Raw genomic sequence first — 21,960 nt, forward strand, 5'->3', positions numbered from 1 at the left:
CTGGGCTCGACGTCGAAGCGTCGGAGGAAGGACTGCCGGCAGCGGTCGACATCTGCGGAGGTGGCGTCGGTCCCTGACCACCAGCAATGGTCAGTCGGGGCGTGCAGCCGTGAACTTCCCTTCGGTGCGTTTGCTGTTTCAACGGGTCTCCGCGACCTGTGCTCGATGCCACCTACACAGCAGCACCGCTTGCGGCCCTGCGGGCGCATGCGGCGCCTCGCTCATCGCCCGGCCGCTCAAACGCGAGTTCTACACGCTGTCGGCCTGGGAAGACCGCGATGCCCTCTACGCGTACGCCCAGACCGAACCGCACCGCGGCATCATGACGTCCCTGCGGCCGACGATGCGCACCTCCACCTTCACCTTCTGGGAGGTCAACGCCGTTCAGTTTCCCATCACTTGGGCCGAGGCCGAACGGCGCCTGACCGAGCAGGCCCGCAACGAGGCGGCGGGCAGCGGTGCCGTCGACTATAAACCCCCGCCGAGGATCAGCGGCATCGTCCTGCGCCTGAGCACAGCCACACAGCCCCTCGCCGCGCCGACTTCACCGCCGCACTCGGCCTTCTCGGTACCCCGTAGCGGCCGCGACCTCCCACCGACGCGCCCACCACGCTCATCGCTCACCAATATCCTGCGCTGGTGAATCACCCGAGATCGCCGTATCAGCTCCCGGCATCGGGTTCTTGGGCCAGGAAGCTGGCGACCGTCCTCTTCGCACCGTGGCCGGCTGCCTGTACGAGCCGCGCGGTGACGACGAGCCCGGCCTGCTCGAGCAGTTCGGCAAGCTGGTCCGCGGGCTGCAGATACGACGTGAACGACACCGGATGACCGCCGTATGCCGTCTCCGGCCGCAGCCGCTCACCGTCTCCCGCGTATCCGGCCATGAAGAGTCGGCCCCCGGGCGCGAGGGTGCGGTGGAACTCGGCGAACACGGTCGGCAGCAGTTCCGGCGGCGTGTGATGGGTGGAGTAGTAGGCGAGGATCCCACCAATCCCACCGTCCTCGAACTCGAGCGCGGTCATCGACCCCACCAGAAAGCGGAGCTCCGGATACGCCTCACGGGCCACCGCGACCATTCTCGGCGACACATCGACACATCGACACATCGACACCGAACGCCGGCACGCCCAGCCCGGCCAGATACGCCGTCACCTTCCCGGGCCCGCACCCCAGATCCGCGACCGGTCCCTGCCCGCCGCCCTGCATCAACTCGGCGAAGACCCCCAGCATCGCCCGCGACAAAGGATCCAACGCACGCGGGTCCGGGACGCGTTCGGTGTAGGCGGTGGCGACGGTGTCGTACGACTCCCGGACGGCAGCGAGGTAGGACGGCTCAGTCATGAGGCGAATCTAGGGGACGGCACTGACACCGGCCCGCCGCCCTCTCCCACTCCCGCCGTAGCCCGCATCAGTCGATGACGGGCGGCCGACAGCCTCGACCTCGACCAGATGCTCGGGTACATCGTGCCGCGACGCCCGACCGCGAGGTCGGCGGGACCAGGGTGACCCCGGTCATCTTTGCCACGTCGTTCGAAGGCGGCGCCGGCCGCGGCCAGGGCGGTGGCGATGTCGAGGCAGCACTGCTCGACCTGAGCGGCGAGATCGCCTTCGCCCACCGTGACCCCGTGGGCGTCCGAGGCGACCTGACCGGCGATGAAGACCAGCTTCGACCCGTTCGCGATGGACACCTGCCGATAGGCGTCGACTGATCGCTCAGGTGATCGCGCAGGACGAACCGCAGCTCGGCCGCAAGCTGAGTCTCTATAAGTAAACTCAAACTCGGTTAGAATCGCCCCCATGGATGCGTGGACCGAAGTTCTCCAGGACACCGGCATGGACCCCCGACTCGACCGGGACACGTCCAACTGCTCGATCGCGCGGACTCTTGAGATCGTGGGCGAGAAGTGGACGATCCTGATCCTGCGCGAGGTCTGGTACGGCTCGTCCCGGTTCGGTGACTTCGAACGCGTCCTGGGCTGTCCGCGCAACCTCCTCGCGACGCGGCTTCGGATGCTGGTGGAGGAAGGGATCCTGGCGACCGAGACGTACAAGGAGCCCGGTTCGCGGAGTCGGCCCAAGTATGTGATCACCCCTAAGGGCATGGATCTGGTGCCCGCCGTGATGGGGCTGCTGCAGTGGGGCGACCGCTACCGCGCAGACCCTGAGGGGCCGGCGGTAGTGGCGCGACACCGCGAGTGCGGCGCGCACGTCGGTGTCCAGATCCGCTGCGAACAAGGCCACCCGGTGCAACCGAAGGACATCGAGAGCGTCCCCGGCCCCGCCTTTCGCATGAAGCCGTCCGGATGACCTGAGGACTCTTCGTCAGCTTGCCGTGATCCGGCCGCTCTGTCGTGCACGCGTCTGGTGGAGGCGGACCCTGGTGCGGTTTCCGCAGCGGGACATGGAACACCAGTGGCGGTTGCCGGCCGGCGAGCGGTCCAGGAAGCGCGTTGCGCAGCGGTCCGCTCCGTGGCGATGGGGACGTACGTCTCGATGCAGTTCACCGCGTTCAGCAGTCATTCGATCGATGGCTGAGTGGCGGTGTCGTGGATGTGCCGTGGCGCGCGGAGACCGGTGGATGCGTTCGCCCACCGTCGGGCAGGGCTTCTACCGGCCGTTCAGGGGGTGTGACCGGCGTGGCGGAGGACCGGGCGCAGGACCTCGATGACGCCGGGGTCGTCCACCGTGGAGGGGATGGGTTCGTCGTGGCCGTCGGCGATGCCGCGCATGGTCTTGCGGAGGATCTTTCCCGAGCGGGTCTTGGGCAGGGCGGCGACGACCGTGACGTCCTTGAGGGAGGCGACGGCGCCGATGCGTTCGCGTACGAGCTGGACGAGTTCGGCCTCGACCTCGCCCGGTTCGCGGTTGCTGCCCGCCTTCAGGACGACGAAGCCGCGCGGGATCTGCCCCTTGAGTTCGTCGGCGACGCCGATGACGGCGCATTCGGCGACGTCGGGGTGGGCGGCCAGGGTCTCTTCCATGCTGCCGGTGGACAGGCGGTGACCGGCGACGTTGATGACGTCGTCGGTGCGGCCCATGACGAAGACGTAGCCGTCGTCGTCGATGTGGCCGCTGTCGCCGGTGAGGTAGTAGCCGGCGTGGGCGGAGAGGTAGGAGGCGATGTAGCGGTCGTCGTCGTTCCAGAGGGTGGGGAGTGCGCCGGGCGGCAGGGGGAGCCTCACGACGATCGCACCGTCGACGCCCGCGGGCGCCGGCTCGCCCGAGGGGTCGAGGACGCGGACGTCCCAGCCCGGCAGCGGGCGGGTGGGGGAGCCGGGCTTGAGGGGAGCGGCCTCGATGCCGACCGGGTTGGCGACGATGGGCCAGCCGGTCTCGGTCTGCCACCAGTGGTCGATCACCGGGATGCCCAGCAGGGCGCTCGCCCAGTGGTACGTCTCGGGGTCGAGGCGCTCGCCGGCGAGGAAGAGATAGCGCAGGTGGGAGAGGTCGTATCCGGTGGTGAGCGCCCCCTTCGGGTCCTCCTTCCTGATCGCCCGGAAGGCGGTCGGCGCTGTGAACATGGTCTTGACCCGGTAATCGGCGGCAACCCGCCAGAACTGGCCCGCGTCCGGGGTGCCGACCGGCTTGCCCTCGTACAGGACCGTCGTCGCGCCGGCCAGCAGGGGCCCGTAGACGATGTACGAGTGCCCCACGACCCAGCCGACGTCGGAGCCGGTGAACATCGTTTCGCCCGGGCCTACGTCGTAGACGGCGCCCATCGACCAGTGCAGGGCGACCGCGTAGCCGCCGCAGTCACGTACGACTCCCTTGGGCTTTCCGGTCGTTCCGGACGTGTAGAGGATGTAGAGGGGGTCGGTGGCGGCGACGGGGACGCAGTCGACCGGCGGCGCGGCGGCGACCAGGTCGGCCCAGTCGAGATCGTCGGGCCCCAACTCAGCCGGTTCCTGCGGGCGTTGCAGGATCACGCGCTTCTCCGGCTTGTGGACGGCGAGCTCGATCGCCTGGTCCAGCAGGGGTTTGTACGCGATGACCCGCTTGCCCTCGATGCCGCAGGAGGCGGAGACGACCACCTTGGGGGCCGCGTCGTCGATACGGAGGGCGAGTTCGCGCGGGGCGAACCCGCCGAAGACGACCGAGTGGACGGCGCCGATGCGTGCACAGGCGAGCATGGCGACGGCGGCCTCGGGGACCATCGGCATGTAGATGACCACGCGGTCGCCGTGTCCCACGCCGAGTTGCGCGAGCGCTCCGGCGAAGGCTGCCACCTCGTCCCTCAAGTGGGTGTAGGTATAGGTGCGTTGGGCGCCGGTGACGGGGGAGTCGTAGATGAGCGCGGGTTGTTCGCCTCGGCCGGCTTCGACGTGTCGGTCGAGCGCGTTGAAACAGACGTTGAGCCGGCCGTCGGGAAACCAGCGGTAGAAGGGTGCGCTCGAGGAGTCCAGGGCGCGTTGCGGAGCTACATCCCAGTCGATGTTCTCTGCCGCCTTCAGCCAGAAGCTCTCCGGGTCCTCGGTACTGGCGCGGAAGACATCCTCGTACGTTCCCATCGCGTCGCGCACTCCTTTGTGGCATCGAGGGACGGTGGTGGGGCTGCGTGCGGAAACAGTGTCGGACACAAGTACCGCATACCGGCCGCCAGACCAAGCCGTCAGGTGCGGCTGCCGCTCACGCGCCGAGATGCTGACGGAGCCACTGATCCATCTGCTGGATCGCCCGGACCACCTCGGGTACGCGACCCGCGCCCAGGACGAACGAGTGCTGCCTTTCGGGTAGCGGGTGGAATTCGGAGGTGACGTTGAAGTGAGAACTCCTTGCGCTCGTATCAGCCTGTCACGCCGAAGCCGAACGCCGCGGCCGCCGTGAGGTCAGCGGCCATCAGCAGCCGGCCAGCCGGCCAGCCAGCCAGCCGGCCAGCCAGCCGGGTCAGGGTCGGTGGTCGGCGCCGTCTCAGTCGTTGTCGGGTGCCATCGAGACCACGACCTTGCCGGCCTTGGTGCGGCCCTGCTCGACGTGTGCCATCGCATCGAGCGTCTGGTCGAACGGGAAGGTGCTGTCGATGACTGGGCGGAGCTTCCCGCTGTCGTAGAGGGCGCCGAGTTTGCGCAGCTGGGAGCCGTTGGCCTGCATGAAGAAGAACTCGTAGCGCACGCCCAGTGCCTTCGCCTGTTTGCGGATCTTGCGGCTGAGCACGTTCATGACCAGGCCCAGGAAGGCGGGGGCGCCGAGCTGCTTGGCGAAGCCGGAGTCCGGCGGGCCGACGACGCTGACGGCCAGGCCGCCGGGCTTCAGCACGGTCAGCGACTTCTCGAGGTTCGCGCCGCCCAGGGAGTCCAGCACCAGGTCGTATCCGGACAGCACCTTCGAGAAGTCTTCCTTGGTGTAGTCGACGACAATGTCGGCGCCGAGGCTCCTGACCAGCTTCTCGGACTCGGTGCGCGCGGTCGTCGCCACCGTGGCGCCGAGGTGCTTGGCGAGCTGGATGGCCGTCGAGCCGAGGCCACCGGCACCCGCGTGAATCAGCACCTTCTGGCCCGGCTTCACGTGGGCGCGGTCGACGAGTACCTGCCAGGCGGCCAGGGCCACCAGCGGTACCGCGGCTGCCTCTTGGTGGGTGAGGGAAGTCGGCTTGGGCGCGACGTCGTCCATGTCGATCGCGATGTACTCCGCGAAGCCTCCGATCCGCAGGTCGCGTGGCCGAGCGTAGACCTCGTCACCGACTTCGAAGCCGTGCACGGCGTCGCCGACCCGTGTCACGACGCCGGCCAGGTCGTGGCCGAGCACGAACGGAAGCTTGTACTTCAGGACCTGCTTGAACTCCCCGTTGCGGACCATTTTGTCCAGCGGGTTGATGCTGGCGGCGCTCACTCTGACCAGGACGTCGCGGTCTCCGACGGTCGGCTCAGGTACGTCGGCGGCGCGCACGCCGTCCTTGCCGTACCTCTCGACGACGAATGCCTTCATGCCGGACGCCTCTCCACGTGGATGCTGTGGTGATCGTTGTGATTCTTCACGCAGGCCGCCCTGCGCGCCCGTTCTCGTGCGGCCGGGTTGATGTGCCGACCACGACGCTATCGTCTGAGTATAGAAAAGTAAACTCAGAAGGGGGTCCCTCTGTGAGGTCAGGTGGAGGAAGGGATCCTGGCCATCGAGACTTACAAGGAACCAGGCTCTCGGAGCCGACCGAAGTACGGGATCACGTCCAGGCGCATGGACTCCCGGCCGTACTGGCGAGACACGGCGGATGTGGCGCGCACGTCGATGCCCAGACTGTTGTGATCAGGGCTACGCAGTGCAGGCGGAAGGCATCGAGAGCACTCCCGGTTCGTGGTGGGCTCGACCTGCCGGGACGTGCTTACTCCGTTCGGCGGCGTGTCGAAGTCGATCGTGCGCCGCTCACGAACGAAGGCGGGCGCCTGTTCCCAGCCGGGCCGTGACTTCACGAGGAGTGAGGGTGGAGTGCTCCGCGGAGCACTGGACGACGACGCGGACCGGGGCGTCGCAGTCGGTGTGGCGAACGTCCAGCGAGGGACCCTCGGGGCCGAGGGCGTACGCCTCGCCCCACTGGGTCAGTGCCATCAGGACGGGCCACAGGTCCCAGCCCTTGCGGGTCAGGCGGTATTCGTTGCGGGAGCGGCTGCCGGGCTCCTGGTAGGGGACGGTCTTGAGGATGCCGGCCGAGGTCAGCTTGCGGAGGCGGTCGCTGAGGACGGCTTCCGACAGGCCGATGTGGCGGTGGAAGTCATCGAAGCGGCGGACGCCGTTGACGGCGTCTCGCAGGATCAGCAGCGTCCATTTCTCCCCGATCACGTCGAGCGTGCGCTGGACGGGGCAGTTCTCCGTGCTCGCCTCAAGCCACTCCATCCCGCCATCGTACGAGCCTGGCTTCGCCATTGACAGTCAGGTGGGCGAAAGCCTAGCTTCACTTGGAAAAGTCAGCCGAAAGTCAGAGGGAAGGGCGCCGGCCGTGGGGCGAACGCGTACGTACAACTGGGACGATCCCGCGATCTCGGCGGAGGCCGCCGGGCGCATGGCCGGCATCGACTTTCTGCGCGAACTGCAGGCGGGGCGGCTGCCGGCGCCGCCCATCAACTACACCCTCGACTTCGCTCTGGACGAGGTGGAGCCTGGCAGGGCGGTCTTCTCGCTGACGCCGGGGGAGGAGCACTACAACCCCATCGGCAGCGTGCACGGCGGAATCTTCGCCACCCTGCTCGACTCGGCGGCGGGCTGCGCCGTCCAGTCCACCCTCCCGCAGGGCATGGCGTACACCTCACTTGACCTGACGGTGAAGTTCCTGCGACGGATCACGGTGGACACGGGTACGGTGCGCGCCATCGGCACGGTCGTCAGCAAGGGTCGCCAAACCGCCCTGGCCCAGGCCCAGTTGGTCGACGCGACGGACCGACTCCTCGCCCACGCCACCAGTAGCTGCATGCTCTTCCCGGTGCCCCCACCTCCGGTGTGACTCCGCAGGCAGGCATCTCCGTCCGTGGGGGCAACCGGGACAACAGGGGCGTGGCTCGTTGCCCCTGGTGACTCGTCGATGGTGAGGCTGGTGTGTGTCGCAGCCGCGCCTGGGCGCCCGGGGGAGATGTTTCCCTCGGGCGCCGGGCGCCGGGTGCTCTGCTCAGGCAGCGTGGGTGGCGTAGTCGGTGTAGTCGGCTGCGCCGCCGCCGTAGAAGGTGTCGAGGTCGGGGGTGTTGAGGGGTGTGCCGGCGCGGACGCGCTCGACGAGGTCGGGGTTGGCGAGTGCCATCGGACCGACGATGATGACGTCGGCCAGGCCGTCCTCGATGTCTTTGGCGCGGGTGGGGAGTTCCGTGCCGTCCCCGTCGAGGATCAGCGTGGCCGGCCACAGCTTGCGGAGGGTGTGGAGGAGTTCTTCGTCGCCGGCGTGGTCGAGATGGCGATGGCGTTCTGCACGGCCCAGGCGTGCGCCAGCTTGACGTCGCGGTCGGCGCCGGGGCGGCCGGCGCGGAGCAGCGCCAGGGCGGCGTCGGCCTGGTCGGCCTCGGTTCGGCGTGCTGCAAGTTCCTTGCCGCGCAGATGGCCCTGTTCACCGGCCTGATGACGCAGTGGCTCACCGATCCCGGCCAGGCTCCCGACGCCTCCGAGATTGTCGCGGGTCTCCGCGCCCTCACCGGCATCGTCGACACACACGAGTAGCCAGAGTGCGCCCGACCTGATCGACCGCGGACCGAGGACGTCGGGAGGCACCCAGACCACCCGGTGTTCGATGTCCACAAGACACGGCAGCACCGCGATGTGGCTGCACGCCACGGCCCCGGACCGTCTCGGCCGGTGGCCCGGGTCCCGGGCTACTCCTGCCAGCCCGCTGTCGCGGTGGCACGCATCTGCCACTGCTTCACACCCGGACCGTTCGGCTCCCACCGGTCGCAGAACTGCCGCAGCGTCTCGCATCTGGCCAGCATGGCGGCCCTGCGGACCGGCCAGGGCGGCACCTGCCCGTCGTAGGCCCGGAAGAAGTGGCCGAGTGCAAAGCGGTATTCGGGGTGGTGCATCCGTACGATCCACTCACACCAGGTCAGGTCCTCCACCGGATCCCCGAGGTGCGCGAATTCCCAGTCGACCACTGCGGTGATCTCGAAAGTGCCGGGATCCAGCAGTACGTTGTTGGGGCCGAAGTCGCCGTGCACGAGCACCTTGCCCGCCCTGGGCGCGCCCACGGTCAGCAGGCTCGGTGCGGTTGCGTGGATACGGCGCAGCAGCTTCCCGCAGCTCGCCAGGACCTCTACAGGGTGCCCGGCGTCCAGGAGTTCCTGGCCGGGCACGCCAGCCACGAAGCCGAGCGTGAGGGTGGTCGCGGTCGCTGCGCGCACCGGCGGCACGGGCAACCGGCCCTGAAGCCGGGTCAGCAGCGTGTGTTCGCGACGGAGCCTGAGTTCGACATCAGGACCCTCATAGGTCTTCTCCACGATGGCACCGTCGCCGACGGTGCGGTTGGTGTAGCCGTGCTTCAGCGGACGCATCCGCCGATCATCGGACACAGGCAGCATCCTGGGCGCCCCCACATCCGGACACGTCTGCTCTCGCACGCTCCGCCGACCAGGGGCTTTCCGGAAAGCGAGCCAGAGCCGTTCTCGTGGACGGAGCCGACCGGCCGTCTCGGCAACGGTCCTCGGCTGCGGTACGCGTGAGAGGACGCGGGAAGTGGCGTGTGCTCCGATATGCGCGTGGCATGCGCGGGTAGCTGACGGCGTGTGATGCAGAACACGATTCGGATGCGGAAGAGTGTTCGCTGCCTGCCTCGGACGGGTTACGCCTGGCCAGAAGGCTACAGAGGGTGGCTAGCGGTGCTTGTTGAAGGTTGCACAGCGCTCCGTTCCGGGGACGCTGCGTGCCTTTCTCAAGGGGACGTGAGTGTTCCGCCCCGCAAATCGCTTAGGTAGGGGGCAGGCCCAACGGCCTGTCGGCGTCCGGTAGTTGGCGCCGGGTCCCTGATGACCTCGATGGAGAGGATCTTTGCTCATGTCCCCTGCCGACAGGAGCCTCGCGTGAGTTACGACGACGCCCGGGAGGGCGCCTCGCCGGCGGAGAACGGCGTGGGGCTGTCGCAGTCCATGTTCGTGCCGCTGGAGCTGCCGCTGGACTTCGAGGCCTTCTACCTCGGCCACCAGGAACCCTTCCACGCGTACGCGGAGGTCCACTTCGGTACCCGGGCGGCCGCGGAAGAGGTCATACACGAGGTCTTCCTGGAGATCCACGCCGGATGGTCGCAGCTGCTGAGCGCCGGCAACCTCGAGCAGGGCGCGTGGGCGATCGTACGGCGGGCCGTGCACGACCGCCTCGAGCTGGAGGGGCGGGCGCCTGCGTTCGTCATCAACGGCCCCATCGCCCAGGCCCTGGACAAGGCGCTGACCACCGCCCGGGACAAGCTGCAGAAGATGGAGTCCGCCAGTGGCCTGTACGAGGCGATCGCCGAACTGCCGGACCGTCAGTTCGAAGTGATCGTGCTCCGCTACGTCCTGGGCTACCCCACCGCCAAAGTCGCCTGGTACGTCGGCATCGACGAACGCACCGTCGGCCACCACCTGCGCCGCGCCAAGGAGCGCCTGCGCATCAAGCTGGGCCTGCCCGCCCAGCGAAGGAAGTCCAAGCCCACGGGAGAAGGAGCATGACCGCCACCATCGACACCCTCCTGACCGAGGCCCGGCTCCCGGTCTCCGCACCGCGGACGTTCGACGTCGCCTCCGGCCTGCGCCGCCTGGCCGCCGACGCCTCCCGCCGCACCCCCACCACCGAGGTCACCCGCGCCGCCCAGGCCGGCCAGCGCCTCGGGGTGGTGTGCCGGTGGGTCCTCAACGAGCCCGACGCCCCCTCGCACGTCGCAAAGATCGCCGAAGGGCCGGACCAGGGGCCGCTGTCGGAGGAGGAACTCGACGTCGACGGCGCGCTCGTCTTCGGCTGCCTGCTCTACCTGACCACGCATCCGGAATCCGCGCAGTTCTGGTGGCAGCTCGCCGCCGGCGCGGGCAGCCGCGCCGCCGCCTACTGCCTGCACCTGCACCACCTGTCCCTGGGCGAATCACGGCGGGCCTGGCACTGGCTGCACCAGCTCACCCACTCCATGGCCGACACGACCCCGCCCGACGCCGCCTTCCTCGAGGGCCTGGAGATCTTCGCCCGGTACGTACGCGACAACGGCTCCCGCGCCCTCGCCCCCACGCGCCGCCTGGAGGGCGAGGTCGACCGGCTCGCCGCGCGCACACCCGGCTCCGGTGTCATAGTCGCCCGCCCCGACCGCCAACTGGTCGCCCGCCTGGAGGAGTTCACAGCAGGCCGCTGAACAGGGCCGAGGCGGAGGCCGACCACGTCCACTGGACCGGCCGCGGCTGGGCCCCGCCGCCCGGCGCGGCGGGGCACGGTACCGCCGGGTCGCGAAACCGGCCGTCAGGCTGGGAATTCCGTCCTGATTCCAGTCGGTGTTTCCATCGGATGGAGAGAACTCGGGTACGTGCAGCGGCAACCGACGGCTGCACGTACCCGAACGACCTCATCCCTGCTGCCCGGCTGATCGCCCGGCCGCAGGAGGCCACCGTCAGCTGCTGACCCGCAAGCATCCGCCCTGTGAGCACCTCAACGGGGGAGCCCTTCACCGGCCACCAGTTCCGAGGCCACAGGCCGGAGCGGACTCCCCGCCACGACGCCATCCAGAAAGGGACGTCACCCATGGACCCCAACCCCCGCACGCCCCGGACAGGCCCGGAACGGTTGTCTGCAACCTGGAAGTGGATCGCACGCCGCCGTCGGATCGCCCTCTCCCACCTGCTGCGCGGCGCCTGCTACGGCGCAGGCACGGGACTGATCGGCATCGCTTTCGTGTGGGTGGAACGCCTGCTGTGACAGGCGGCCTTGGCGTGATCCTCACCTGTGATGATGATCCTTGACCGGTCCGCCGGGAGCGGCAGGCACGAGCGGGACACGCGGGTCGACCGCCGGTTTCACCTACTCAGTTGGCGACCTGCGGTTTACGCCCAATCCAGATGTTGCACGAGGAAAACGCCGGGGGCGACCTCCCGAGAGGAGGTGCGTATCCGGTCAGCGATGCCGACGGGCCAGACAGTGCCGGATGACCAGATTGCATTGACCCCGGGGAGCCGGTCGGGTTCGAGGCCAGTGAGGTCGGCGGCGGTCAAGTCGAGAACAAGCGTGGCGAGTACGGCTGACAGTGACTGGCCGATGTCACCCATGCGGGCTGCGGTGCTCTCGCCGGAGCTGTCGCGCACCACCATGGAGGCGCCGGACCAGGGACCGATCTTCCGTAACACCCGGGCCACGTGGGCGAGTTCCCTGGCAACGTTCCTGAGACCGCCATCATCGAGAGCATTGCGGTCATGGACGCTGACGTATCTGCCAAGCCGTTTGTGCCCTCGCGCGGCCCCGCACGGCCCTGTGTAGAGGCGGCGGCTGATGTGGCGCAATTGGCGCGCAACCGTCTTCGCTTGGTGGCGAGCTTGGTCAGTCCGCTTGCCACTGCGGTAGGTCCGGGAGTCCCTCAGTGCATCTACGAGTTGGTACAGGGCCGCCTCGGCTGATGCGAGGTCGCATGCCAGCGACGCGGGGTTACGACGTGCCAAGACGATCGTCATCGACATCGAAAGGGAAGTCGGCCCGGAAGCTGTCATGTACTCATATCCATCGGTGGAGATACTGCCTCAGCGACTTGCCGTTGGTCCGCTCGCGCCCGGGCCAGGAGGCCAGGTCCTGCATCGGAAGACGTCTCGCGAAGATATCGACCCCAGGCCGGGACCGGTCCCGAGTCGCATCCACCGCTTCGAGCGAAATTCGGAAACAGCCTCCAAGCGCCCCTGATCCGCGTTCTCCTCGACGGCCACACACGGTCAACGACTGCTGAGATTCTGAAACGCGTACTCACTGTCTGGCGCGCAGATGGCGGCAGGCGGTGACGAGCCTGGAAGCTCGGTGCGCAGGGCGCGGACGCGTTCTTCGAGTGTCCCGTCTCATTAGATCTTGCAGAGAGGTGCAGCAGCGTCGAGCATGCATCTCATCGATCATGGCAGGGGTGGTGCTTGTTGAGCTGGGCCTGGTCGGGACGTTGAGCGGCTGGCTTCCGGAATCGTCAGTGAAGGTGGCAGTTTCCGGGCCGGGTCCTGGTGCTGCTCGGCGGAGGTTGATGTTTGTAAGTTCTGGCTCCGGCAAGGCTTGAGGACTTGGGGCGGAAGCGCCGAAGTGCTCCGCGGGATAGGGGCGCGGCCCGGTGCCCCGCTCAAGAAGCGAACAGGTGAAGGCCGAAGATCCAACCCTCACAGGCAATACCGATGATCCCCCAATACTGCATCGGGATGCCGTAGAGGCTGTGCTCCGCATCCCAGTCCCATTTCCATTCGTCGTTCAAGAGCCTGCCCACCACGGCTGTCGCGATGGCTGCCAACGTCATACCTATCCAGGCGCCAGTCGATCCCGCGATCAGATAGCCGGCTCCGCCCCCCACGCCGTAAATGTAGAGCGCGAGAAAACCCCACCCTTGCCATATGATGATCATCGCAACCCCGTTCTCCTGCGTCGACTGCGCCGGTTTCCCCGAGAGGCAGCCTGCTGCTCGGCGGGAGCAATCCGGCCCGCATGTCGAGCTGTCTGATCGCTACGTGTTACTCACAACCGTCGGCAGGAATTGCCCGCTCTCGCAGAAGGAACCAAGGCTGGGTAGATGTTGCCGAGCAGCGATGCCGAAGCGTCGCGCCGCCTCGGTACCCATCCCGAACTCGCCGTCGCCTGGGCGGACTCCGCCTAGGAACTTCGTCGACTGGTCCCACCCCTTCCTCGGCATCACCCCCAAGACGGTCCCAGCGCCGCGAGGACCAGGACGGCTTTCGCCGTCCTCGCCAAGCGGTTGCGTGTCGAGCGGGCGATCTCGTGGATCGTGAGAACAGGCAGAAACGTGCGCGACTACGAGCGGCTCGTCTCCCGCAGCGAGGCCCACATTGGATACAGCAGCCACAGACGATCCGATTGGCCTCCACCACCTTGCGCTGATCCACAGGGCCCGTGCCTGCACGTGGGCCGCGCGAGGTTCAATTCCGGGAACGTCGAAACCAGTCGCCGGACTCCTCCTGGGCGAGGCGTTCTACCACCAGGCATGCAGTGATGAGCGGAGGGATGATGAAGAGCACGCCAGCGTACAACCACATGGTGAGGGCGGCGACGATTCCGAGGATGCCCCAGGCGATTCCACCTACGCGTAGACCGGGCCCTCCGGAGACGAATCGGAAGGCCAGAATGATGCCGGCGGCACTGAAGCTCACCAGGAGGAAGCCAATGGTCGCGAATACGCCTGTTCTCACCCAGAACGACGTGTCGCTAAACGGGATGGTGTATCCCTGGTTGCTGCCGACCAGGCCCTGTTGGATGAACCCCGCCCCGCCCAGGGCCAGCAGCCCGGCGGTAGCGAAGATCAGGCGACGGGCGCCCTTCGTGTCAGCCGGCATCCTAGGTGAGCCGGTCGGTCTATCCGTCTGGCGCATAACCCCATCCTGATGCATCCGATCCGGGACCGGTCCCGGACCGGCCAGGCCGACTCCAACGCGGCCTTCACCGTGCGGAATCCGACTCCGTACTCACTCATCATGACCGAGTACGACATCCCGCCCGGGCATCACGACGGATCGCCGCGTCCTGACACTCCGCGCCTGAGCGACCGGTCGCGATGGCGTGCTCGACGCACGTGACATTGGTAGCTGAGCTGGGGCTATGGCCGTCCGCCAGCTGTGCCGGAGCAGTGAGCCTTTGCCAACCTGGCTGACGGTGGCGTGAGTTGGTGTGGGGGCCGAGTGCGGGAAGGGGTGAAGCTCCTGGTAGCTGGGTTGTCGACCCAGAGCAACCTGCCCTAGTGCAAAACAGCCTGGCAGCCGGAGAGTTGCCCGGTTCGCCAATGGCAAGAGCCGACAGCGCGCCGTTGCCAATGGTGACCTGTGGGGCCGTCAGGCGGCGATCGTCTCGCGGTAAGACCGTTCACTTCCTGTTCGGTTCCTGTTGGGGTGTCTGCCGTTACTGTCTGACGTGCACTCAGATCGACGATCATGAGATGACAAGGGGCAGTATCCGTGGTTTCCGAATACGGGAGAAACATGTGAAGCTACTTCGCCTGCCGTTCGTCCTCGCCGTCATACTGGCGGCACTGCTGGGCACTCTCGTATCCCCCGCTTCGGCCGTGGAACGCACTTGCTGGGGGATTAAGGGAGACCTGAACAGCGAGCCTATTCTCCTGGTGGACTGGGAGCGAAACGCATCCGAGTGCTTTGGAGTCGCGGCGTCCGGCACCATTTGGCACACATGGGAAGGTGCCGACGCATGGTACGAGATGCCGGGCAACGGCCGTGCCTCGCGGGTTTATGACGCCTATGACGTCTGGCAGGACCCCAGCGGGGTTCATATAGGGAAGGCCGTAAAAGTCGTCACCTCGACGGGCAAGTATTACTGCAGCTACCTTGACTACGCGACCAACACGTGGAGTGGTAGCTGGTATCAGGTCGGCTATTACTACAGCAGTTGCGCCGCATCCCCCAAATACGGATCTCTAGCTACGCAGTGGTACTTGTATTAGCCTCGATCGTTCATGAGTCTTCGTCGGTTCGTTGACGGGCACTCTGTGTTTGTGTGGTGGGGTGCTTTGGGGCTGGGGCAGGTTGAGGGCCCGGTTGTCGCGTCGGGTGGGCGCCGGGTTCCACTTCACCGGTGTGGTGGTGCGGGTTGTCGGAGTGGTTGAAGTGGCTGGTCAGCCGGGGTTCGGCAGGCTCTGCAGCCGGTGGATTGCGTGGGTGATGACGTGGGTCCAGGGCCATCGGTCTGGCAGTTGGAGCCGGTGGCGGCGTCCTGTGTGAATGAGATGGGCGGCGGCGGAGAACAGTCGGAGGCGGAGTTTCTTGGGTTCCCAGCGGCGGGTTTCTGCGGTCAGGGCGAGCATCGGCATCCAGGCGAGGAGGTCGAGCGCGAGGGAGACGATCTCCAGCCAGATCTGGTTTTGTGCGGTGTCGTGCAGGGGCAGGTTGCGCAGGCCGGTGTCGCGGGCGTTTCTGATGCGGTCCTCGCAGTGGGCCCGTCTGCGGTGGCGGAGTTCGAGGTCGGCGAGCTGCCCGTCGGTGGTGTTGGTGGCGAAGCAGGTGAGCCGCAGCCCGTCGAGGTCGGTGAAGCGCAACTGGGCTCCGGGGTGGGGTCGTTCTTTGCGGACGATCAGCCGCATGCCCTTGGGCCAGGTGGAGAGGTCGGGCATGTCGGTGATTTCTGCGATCCAGGCGCCGGGCCGCTCGGTGCCGCCGGCGTCGTAGGCCGGTGTCCATGCTTGTCTCGGGATCTTCAGCACGGCCTGGTGGATGGCGTCGGTGATGGTCATTCCGACGGAGTACGACAGCCGCCGGCCGGGCCGGGAAAGCCAGTCGAGGAAGGCGTGGGTGCCGCCGGCTGAGTCGGTGCGGATCAGTGTCTGTCGGCCCCGCCGCAGGCGCTTGGGCAGCTGGGCCAAGGCGAGTTGGGTGGTTGCGATGTGATCACTCGCGGTGTTGGAGCCGGCGTTGCCCGGCCGCAGCAGGGCGGCCGCGGGCTCCCCTGATCCGGCCTGGCCGTGGTCGACGAACGCGACCAGCGGATGGTGGCCGAAGGTCTTCTTCCATGTGGCGGTGGCGTCCTGCTTCTCGGAGTGCGCGAGGACCAGCACGCCGTCGATGTCCACGACGACCTGGCCGTTGGCCGCCGGGCTGCTCGGCCCGGCCAACTCCCACACCCGCGTCGGCACCTCGGATCGTGCACCCCTGATCGCGGCAAGGGCCTTCGGTCCGCCTGCGGCAAGGGTGTCGATGAGGCGGGAGACCGTCGGGTCGGAGGCAACCGGGCCGAACACGCCCGGCTCGGCCCTCAGCATGCCGACGTCGGCCAGGCAGTCCCCGCCCAGCGTCACCGCCAGCGCGAGATCCAGCAGGATCTTGCCCGGATCGTGCACCGCCCGCGGCTTGCGCCACGGCGCCAACGCTGCCGATATCGCGCCGTCCAGACCGGACGTGCGGACCGTCTCGACCAACAGCACCGCCCCAGCCTGGCCAACCACTCCGCGTCCGCCGCCCTCGACACGGATACGCGGGTAGAACCCGATAGGCTTACTCACCTGAGAAGTGCCTCTTTCCTTGCAGCCAACAGGACTCTCGACAAGCCCTATCGTTGCAGGCCAGGAGCACTTCTCGCGCTCTTGGTCATGCCTCGGACACCCCACCGCGTGAAAGCGCGAGGTTAGACGCGCGGGACACCGGCGCCACCGAGTGGCAAATGCGACAATACGGCAGGTACGCCTCGCCTCCGTCATGTGACCTGCTTCTCGGGGGACGCAAGCGCAAGCCAAGGAGACCAATCCATGAAGAAATGGACCCATTTCTCCGTGACCGCCGAGACCGGGCGGCTGTGGACGATCACGTTCGACAGCCCGCCGATCAACCTGGTGTCCCCGGAGATGCTCACCGAGCTTCCGAAACTGGTCGACCAGATGGAGGCTGCTTCGGAGCTGCGCGTGGCCGTGTTCGAGTCGGCGAACTCCGAGTACTTCCTGAACCACTTCGACACCTCCCGGGTCGCCGAGACCCCCAAGGAACTGGGCGCCACCGGCCACCCACTCCTGATCGACGCCAGCACGCGCCTGTCACGTCTGCCGATCGTGTCGATCGCCAAGGTCCGGGGCCGGGTCAGGGGTGTGGGCAGCGAGCTGATCCAGGCGATGGACATGCGTTTCGCCAGTGAGCGGGCGCTGTTCGGCCAGCCCGAGACCGCCAACGGCAACCTGCCCGGCGGCGGCGGACTGGAGCACCTGCCCCTGCTGCTCGGTCGTGCCCGCGCGCTGGAGGTGGCCCTGTCCAGCGACGACTACCCGGCTGAGCTGGCCGAGCGGTACGGCTGGGTCAACCGCACGGTCCCAGACGGCGAACTCGACGCGCTGGTCGACACCCTCGCCCGCCGGATCGCCTCCTTCGACAAGGAACCGATCGCCGCGGTCAAGCAACAGGTCAACCGGTACACCCTGCCGTCCGCAGAGGACCTGCAGTCCTCCTACGACCTCTACATGCACTCATTCAACTGGCCGGGCTCCCAGCGCAGGCTTCCGGCCGCGCTCGCCGCAGGACGCAATCAGGCAGGCGACTACGAGATGCGCCTGGGCTACTACCTCGGACGCCAGCCGGCAGGAGACACACAGTGAAGCTCGTGAACTGGGTCCGCAACGGTCAGACAGGATTCGGCATAGTCGCCGAAGGAGGGCCGGGCGACGGGTACGCCATCGACGCCGCCGACTTCGACCCGGCCCTGACCAGCGTCGACGATGTGCTGCGCACAGGTGTGCGCCCGGCCGCCCAGTGGCACAGTTCGTCGAGCACCGGCCCGGCCGTGGTCGACGAACGCGACGAGCGGGTGATGGCCGAAGGTCTTCTTCCAGGTCGCGGTGGCGTCCTGCTTCTCGGAGTGCGCAAGGACGAGCACGCCGTCGATGTCCACGATCACGTGACCGTCGGCGGCCGGACCGTTCGCTCCCGCCAGTTCCCAGACGCGCGACCGTACTTCAGCCCGCGCCGACCGGATCGCGGTGAGTGCCTTGGGTCCAGCTGCGGCGAGGGCGTCGATGAGCCGGGAGACCGTGGGGTCCGACGACACCGGGCCGAACACGTCGGGTTCGGCCCGCAGCATGGCGACATCGGCGAGGCAGTCCCCAGTCCCCCCGCCCAGAGCCGTCGCTAGCGCGACATCCAGCAGGACCTTGCCCGGGTCGTGCACTGCCCGCGGCTTACGCCACGGCGCCACTGCCGCCGATATCGCGGTGTCCAGGCCGGACTTGCGGAGTGTCTCGACCAGCAGCACTGCCTCAGCCTGCGAGACCGCCCCGCTGCCACCGCCCTCGACGCGGACACGCGGGTATAACCCGATAGGCTTGCTCACCTGGAGAGTGCTTCTTTCCGTGCAGCCAACAGGACCCTAGGGCATGGATCGGCACCGCGACTCGTGGGGCATCGGCCCCTCCCATTTCACTCGTCGGCCGTCGCGGAGTTGGGCGTTGATCGCTGACTGGTGGTTGGCGTGGATCGCCATGCTCAAGGAGTGGGCGGCTGGGTGCTGCCGGCTGGCAACCTCCGGGAGGTCGGGACGGCGGAACGGACCGCCCGCGACCGCGCTCTCCACCCGCTGTTCGGCGGCCTCACCATTGAGGGAACTGCCAGTCCCGATCCGGGTGCCACACCGTCCCGTGCGGCTCAGCGACCGGGTGCCGCACCCGAGCAAGGCCGGCAGCTCGGTCGTTCACGCCCCACCGCACGGAGCCGGCTGTTCTCGCGGCGGTGGTCGTGAGATGCAGATGGCCGGAGGGGACCGACAGGCTGGAGCCGGATGAGCCGGGAACTCTCCAGGTGCATGCGCTACCTCTGACGGTGTGCACGACTGGGCCGGGACCCAGCGGTGTGGATGCCCGAGTCAGGTCTGCTGTTCGTACTGGAGCTTGGAATACTGTTGGGTGGCGATGTCCTTCGGCGTGCCCACGATCAGGTTCATGGTGGGGACATCGTCGTCGATCGCCTGTCCGGCTATTTGGGCGAGGAGCACGAGGTCACCGTCGTCCGGTGCCATGTCCCAGGGGTCGGAGAACCCGCCGATCTGAACGCAGATTTGGTGCCGGGCTCCGCTGGAGGCTCTGTCCAGGACGGCGTTCTCGAACCGGTCCAGTACTTCTTCTTGTTCGTCGCTGTCCGCAAATGAGCGAGTCTTTGGGGCGTCTCGCCAGTCCTCGTGGAGGGTCAGTCCGGTCACGGGATACAGCGTGCGTGGTTCATAGACCTTCACCTGCCTTTCCTCACCGTCGAGTTCATACGTCGCGGCGCGTTCCGTGGTCTGTACTCCGGCGGGGACATGGAGTACCACGGACGACTCCGGCTCGTACTCGATCGAGGTGAAGAACAACAAGTGCCCATCGGCGGGCAGTTCGATGTCCAAAGCATCGTGAGGCAGGGCCGCGCAGTCGATGGTCAGCACGAGAGGCTTCTTCCCCTCGGGCCAGCCCACCGAGTGCGGCAACGAGGGGAGCCCACCCGTGCGGGCGGCCGGCCGAGCGCTCTCGCGCTGGGCGGGGGGCAATTCCTCGTGCAGGACCAGATAGACGCATGGGCGGCAGCGCTCCATCAACTCCTGTGCGACAGCGCCGGGAACGCCGTGCTCGTCGGCCATCTCGTGAACGAGCCGTTCGTGGATGAAGGTCATACCTGGGATCCTGCCACGGGCCACTGACAGCTCTTTGAGTGTCGTCGCTCCAGGGTGAGGGCGGCGGTGAACCTTCCCCTTGATCGTGGACACCTGGAGACTGGGATCTGAGGTTCGAGAGGAAGCAGTGCCAGGTGGGGGGCAAGTACACGAAGCGGTACACCGAGCACACGGTAAGGCGATCAAGGAATGCGTGAACAGGCCAGGCGGCGTGCGCTGGTCTGTCAGTTCCTCTTCAGGACGCGCTCGGTGAGTGCGCCAACGGCGGTGCTGAGTTCTGGGGTGAGCGCCGTTGTCAATGCGTTCGTGGTGGTGCAGTCGTCTCCGATGACGAGTCCCGTCTGGTCGGAGAGCGAAGGGTCGGTGGCCGCGAACACGACCGGACGCGCGCCGTCGGCTGCGGGACGCTGCACTCCCTGGCGGATCTGCTCCCAGTGCGGACGCAACGCAGGCGGCAGGATCTGGGGAGTCATCTCCGCGGCGTTCGGAGTCGCGGATGGTCCTGGGTCGGCCGCGAACACCGACACGCCGCTGTCGCGCAGCCGCTCCGCCAGGTCCTGGTTGTATGCCAGGTGCGCGAGCTTGGCCCGGCCGGACGCGGCCATTCCGTAATACTCGTCGTGCTCGATCTCTTTGTAAACGGGCGTTCCCGACATCAAGGCCACGCTGATGGATGACGACGTGACGTCGACGACCCGGCTTGGTCTGCCCGTCCGCAAGGCGTCGAGCAAGGCCTCGGTCAACACGGTCGGGGAGAGGTGGTTCAGTGCGAAGCTCGCCTCGATTCCGTCGGCGGTCTCCCGCCGCGTCGACCACATGCCGCCGACATTGTTCACCAACACCTGCAGCGGGCCCTCCTCGGCCAACTGCGCTCCGAGTGCGCGAACTTCGGCCAGTACGGAAAGGTCTGCCTGGATGAAGCGGGCGTCCCCGATCCGCCGCACGGCCTGCTCGCCGTGCTCCTCGTCCCGCCCCACGACGGTGATCGCGTATCCGCGCTGAGCCAGTTCGATCGCCACTTCCACGCCGATTCCGCGTGTTCCACCGGTGATGACTGCCTTCGGTGCCATGTGTTTCCTTCGTTCCTTATGGAGTCGGCCGTTCCAACTCTCCTCATGCAATCCGAGCGAGACTGAGAGATCCAAAGCCGGCAAGGCATCGAGGTATGCCTCACCGGCATAGCCGCAGGAGTGGCAAGCTGGTTGGGTGCGGTTCGACATCGATCTCAAGCATCTGCGCTACCTACTCGCGGTGGCCGACGAAGGTACGTTCACGAAGGCGGCCGAACATCTGGGCATGACGCAGCCCGCGCTGTCGCGGGCGATCCGGTCCCTGGAGGGCGCGGTCGGGACGGCATTGTTCGTCCGGGCCCCGCATGGGGCCGAACTGACCGAGGCCGGCCGGATGCTCAGCCAGGAGGCTCGCAGCCTGGTCGAATCAGCCGATGCCGCACTGACCCGGGTAGCAAGGTACGGACGGGAGGGACCGCAGCTTCGAGTGACCGCACGCGGGTGCGACATCGACGTCCTGCAACAGCTCGTGACCTCCTACAATGAGCGGCTTCCGTGTGAGCTCCCCGCGCGAGGAGGCATGGTTGACTGGCGGGTCCAGGCTGATCAGGTGCGTGCTGGTGAGGCGGACGTCACGCTGCTGCGCGCTCCCTTCGACTCTCGCGACCTGGACAGCGATCTGATCCGGACCGACCCTCGCGTCGCCGTGCTCCCAGACACTCATCCGCTTGCCGGGCGTGAGGCGATCCATCGCAGTGAACTTGCGGGCGAATCATTTCCGGTCTGGTCACATCTCACGCCGGCTGAAATGAAGTACTGGCTTGGCACGGACCTCACCGACTACGACTGGCAGCCTGGCCCGGTGGTGCATGACACTGCTCAGTTCATCGGCAGCATCAGGTTGGGTCAGGGCGTCGGATTCCTTCCCGTTGCACACGTGCCTGAGCACCTGCCGGCTGGGATCACCGTCATACCGGTCGTCGGGCTGTCGCCCAGCCAGTTGCGGATCACCTGGGCGACGTCCGCGATCTCTCCCAATGTGGCGAGGTTCGTGCGTCACGCCACGGAACACACGACGGCGGTCGTGACGGCCTGACACTCGTCAACGTGCGCCGCGAACAACGTACCTTCGCCTGCGAGTCCCTTGTCGACCCTGGTCATCGGCAGGTCGAGTCGGGCGGCGGGTGGTGCCATAGATGATGACCGCGGGTTCGGGCTCAATTGGTCATCGCGACACTCT

At 67.3% G+C, this 21,960-nt stretch carries 22 protein-coding genes and 3 pseudogenes; 10 read left to right on the forward strand and 15 right to left on the reverse strand.

Annotation, left to right across the window (positions count from 1 at the left end; genetic code table 11):
* Positions 1–109 precede the first annotated feature (109 nt).
* The gene (locus KCH48_RS43385; RefSeq protein ID WP_374104644.1) at positions 110–643 is read left to right on the forward strand and encodes a hypothetical protein; all 534 of its coding nucleotides are present in this window, start codon (positions 110–112) and stop codon (positions 641–643) included.
* 19 nt (positions 644–662) lie between these two features.
* Here the strand turns inward: KCH48_RS43385 and KCH48_RS04965 are convergent.
* Positions 663–1,341 (reverse strand): annotated as a pseudogene (locus KCH48_RS04965) (class I SAM-dependent methyltransferase).
* 9 nt (positions 1,342–1,350) lie between these two features.
* Positions 1,351–1,799 (reverse strand): annotated as a pseudogene (locus tag KCH48_RS04970) (RidA family protein).
* 34 nt (positions 1,800–1,833) lie between these two features.
* On the opposite strand from KCH48_RS04970, the gene KCH48_RS04975 reads away from it, so the two are divergent.
* Positions 1,834–2,307 carry a helix-turn-helix domain-containing protein gene (locus tag KCH48_RS04975; RefSeq protein ID WP_210570947.1) on the forward strand — a complete coding sequence of 158 codons (474 nt, stop codon included), beginning with the start codon at positions 1,834–1,836 and terminating at the stop codon, positions 2,305–2,307.
* A 15-nt stretch (positions 2,308–2,322) separates the two neighbouring features.
* Here the strand turns inward: KCH48_RS04975 and KCH48_RS04980 are convergent, their stop codons facing one another.
* From KCH48_RS04980 to KCH48_RS04995, 4 genes are all read right to left on the reverse strand, one after another.
* A complete protein-coding gene (locus KCH48_RS04980; protein ID WP_210570725.1) occupies positions 2,323–2,520 on the reverse strand; it encodes a CGNR zinc finger domain-containing protein in 198 nt (65 codons plus the stop codon).
* 98 nt (positions 2,521–2,618) lie between these two features.
* On the reverse strand, positions 2,619–4,508 hold the full coding sequence (locus tag KCH48_RS04985) for a propionyl-CoA synthetase (RefSeq protein ID WP_210570727.1): 1,890 nt from the start codon (positions 4,506–4,508) through the stop codon (positions 2,619–2,621).
* 400 nt (positions 4,509–4,908) lie between these two features.
* Positions 4,909–5,922, reverse strand: a complete 1,014-nt coding sequence (locus tag KCH48_RS04990; protein WP_210570729.1) for an NADP-dependent oxidoreductase — start codon at positions 5,920–5,922, stop codon at positions 4,909–4,911.
* Positions 5,923–6,354: 432 nt separating this feature from the next.
* Positions 6,355–6,822, reverse strand: a complete 468-nt coding sequence (locus KCH48_RS04995; RefSeq protein ID WP_210570731.1) for a helix-turn-helix domain-containing protein — start codon at positions 6,820–6,822, stop codon at positions 6,355–6,357.
* Between the two features lie 103 nt (positions 6,823–6,925).
* On the opposite strand from KCH48_RS04995, the gene KCH48_RS05000 reads away from it, so the two are divergent.
* The gene (locus KCH48_RS05000) at positions 6,926–7,426 is read left to right on the forward strand and encodes a PaaI family thioesterase (protein ID WP_210570733.1); all 501 of its coding nucleotides are present in this window, start codon (positions 6,926–6,928) and stop codon (positions 7,424–7,426) included.
* Between the two features lie 162 nt (positions 7,427–7,588).
* Here the strand turns inward: KCH48_RS05000 and KCH48_RS42850 are convergent, their stop codons facing one another.
* On the reverse strand, positions 7,589–7,717 hold the full coding sequence (locus KCH48_RS42850; RefSeq protein ID WP_282615096.1) for a hypothetical protein: 129 nt from the start codon (positions 7,715–7,717) through the stop codon (positions 7,589–7,591).
* Between the two features lie 176 nt (positions 7,718–7,893).
* Here KCH48_RS42850 and KCH48_RS42020 point away from each other — a divergent pair, with 176 nt between their 5' ends.
* Entirely contained in the window at positions 7,894–8,127 is a 234-nt protein-coding gene (locus KCH48_RS42020; RefSeq protein ID WP_246884723.1) for a hypothetical protein, read from the forward strand.
* A 152-nt stretch (positions 8,128–8,279) separates the two neighbouring features.
* On the opposite strand, the gene KCH48_RS05015 is transcribed toward KCH48_RS42020, so the two are convergent.
* Entirely contained in the window at positions 8,280–8,951 is a 672-nt protein-coding gene (locus KCH48_RS05015) for a phosphotransferase family protein (protein ID WP_210570740.1), read from the reverse strand.
* Positions 8,952–9,476: 525 nt separating this feature from the next.
* Between KCH48_RS05015 and KCH48_RS05020 the strand changes: the two genes are divergently transcribed.
* From KCH48_RS05020 to KCH48_RS05030, 3 genes are all read left to right on the forward strand, one after another.
* Positions 9,477–10,100, forward strand: a complete 624-nt coding sequence (locus KCH48_RS05020; RefSeq protein WP_210570742.1) for an RNA polymerase sigma factor — start codon at positions 9,477–9,479, stop codon at positions 10,098–10,100.
* Positions 10,097–10,768, forward strand: a complete 672-nt coding sequence (locus tag KCH48_RS05025) for a hypothetical protein (RefSeq protein WP_210570744.1) — start codon at positions 10,097–10,099, stop codon at positions 10,766–10,768. Before KCH48_RS05020 ends, KCH48_RS05025 begins: the two co-directional genes overlap by 4 nt.
* Before the next feature lie 383 nt (positions 10,769–11,151).
* Positions 11,152–11,325, forward strand: a complete 174-nt coding sequence (locus KCH48_RS05030) for a hypothetical protein (RefSeq protein WP_210570745.1) — start codon at positions 11,152–11,154, stop codon at positions 11,323–11,325.
* 125 nt (positions 11,326–11,450) lie between these two features.
* Here the strand turns inward: KCH48_RS05030 and KCH48_RS05035 are convergent, their stop codons facing one another.
* The 3 genes from KCH48_RS05035 to KCH48_RS05050 form a co-directional block, all read right to left on the reverse strand.
* Positions 11,451–12,107: a hypothetical protein gene (locus tag KCH48_RS05035; RefSeq protein WP_210570747.1), complete on the reverse strand. Its 657-nt coding sequence runs from the start codon at positions 12,105–12,107 to the stop codon at positions 11,451–11,453.
* A 602-nt stretch (positions 12,108–12,709) separates the two neighbouring features.
* Entirely contained in the window at positions 12,710–12,985 is a 276-nt protein-coding gene (locus KCH48_RS05040; protein ID WP_210570749.1) for a hypothetical protein, read from the reverse strand.
* Between the two features lie 529 nt (positions 12,986–13,514).
* Positions 13,515–13,964, reverse strand: coding sequence for a hypothetical protein (locus KCH48_RS05050; protein ID WP_210570751.1), 450 nt, complete (start codon positions 13,962–13,964; stop codon positions 13,515–13,517).
* A gap of 605 nt (positions 13,965–14,569) precedes the next feature.
* Between KCH48_RS05050 and KCH48_RS05055 the strand changes: the two genes are divergently transcribed.
* Positions 14,570–15,043 (forward strand): hypothetical protein, encoded by a 474-nt coding sequence (locus KCH48_RS05055; protein WP_210570753.1) that lies wholly within the window; start codon positions 14,570–14,572, stop codon positions 15,041–15,043.
* A gap of 171 nt (positions 15,044–15,214) precedes the next feature.
* Here KCH48_RS05055 and KCH48_RS05060 read toward each other — a convergent pair whose 3' ends face one another.
* Positions 15,215–16,594, reverse strand: coding sequence for an IS1380 family transposase (locus KCH48_RS05060; protein ID WP_210570759.1), 1,380 nt, complete (start codon positions 16,592–16,594; stop codon positions 15,215–15,217).
* 243 nt (positions 16,595–16,837) lie between these two features.
* Between KCH48_RS05060 and KCH48_RS05065 the strand changes: the two genes are divergently transcribed.
* Positions 16,838–17,671 carry an enoyl-CoA hydratase/isomerase family protein gene (locus KCH48_RS05065; RefSeq protein ID WP_210570761.1) on the forward strand — a complete coding sequence of 278 codons (834 nt, stop codon included), beginning with the start codon at positions 16,838–16,840 and terminating at the stop codon, positions 17,669–17,671.
* A gap of 110 nt (positions 17,672–17,781) precedes the next feature.
* On the opposite strand, the pseudogene KCH48_RS05070 reads toward KCH48_RS05065, so the two are convergent.
* The 3 genes and pseudogenes from KCH48_RS05070 to KCH48_RS05080 all read right to left on the reverse strand — a co-directional run.
* A pseudogene (locus tag KCH48_RS05070) lies at positions 17,782–18,402 on the reverse strand (transposase); the annotation flags it as partial.
* Between the two features lie 528 nt (positions 18,403–18,930).
* On the reverse strand, positions 18,931–19,710 hold the full coding sequence (locus KCH48_RS05075; RefSeq protein WP_246884724.1) for a DUF1963 domain-containing protein: 780 nt from the start codon (positions 19,708–19,710) through the stop codon (positions 18,931–18,933).
* A 224-nt stretch (positions 19,711–19,934) separates the two neighbouring features.
* Positions 19,935–20,780: an SDR family NAD(P)-dependent oxidoreductase gene (locus KCH48_RS05080; protein WP_210570763.1), complete on the reverse strand. Its 846-nt coding sequence runs from the start codon at positions 20,778–20,780 to the stop codon at positions 19,935–19,937.
* 136 nt (positions 20,781–20,916) lie between these two features.
* Here KCH48_RS05080 and KCH48_RS05085 point away from each other — a divergent pair, with 136 nt between their 5' ends.
* Entirely contained in the window at positions 20,917–21,816 is a 900-nt protein-coding gene (locus tag KCH48_RS05085; RefSeq protein WP_210570765.1) for a LysR family transcriptional regulator, read from the forward strand.
* Positions 21,817–21,960: the final 144 nt, after the last annotated feature.

It is taken from the genome of Streptomyces sp. GESEQ-4 (assembly GCF_017948455.1).
In the GTDB taxonomy this organism is placed as follows: Bacteria; Actinomycetota; Actinomycetes; order Streptomycetales; family Streptomycetaceae; genus Streptomyces.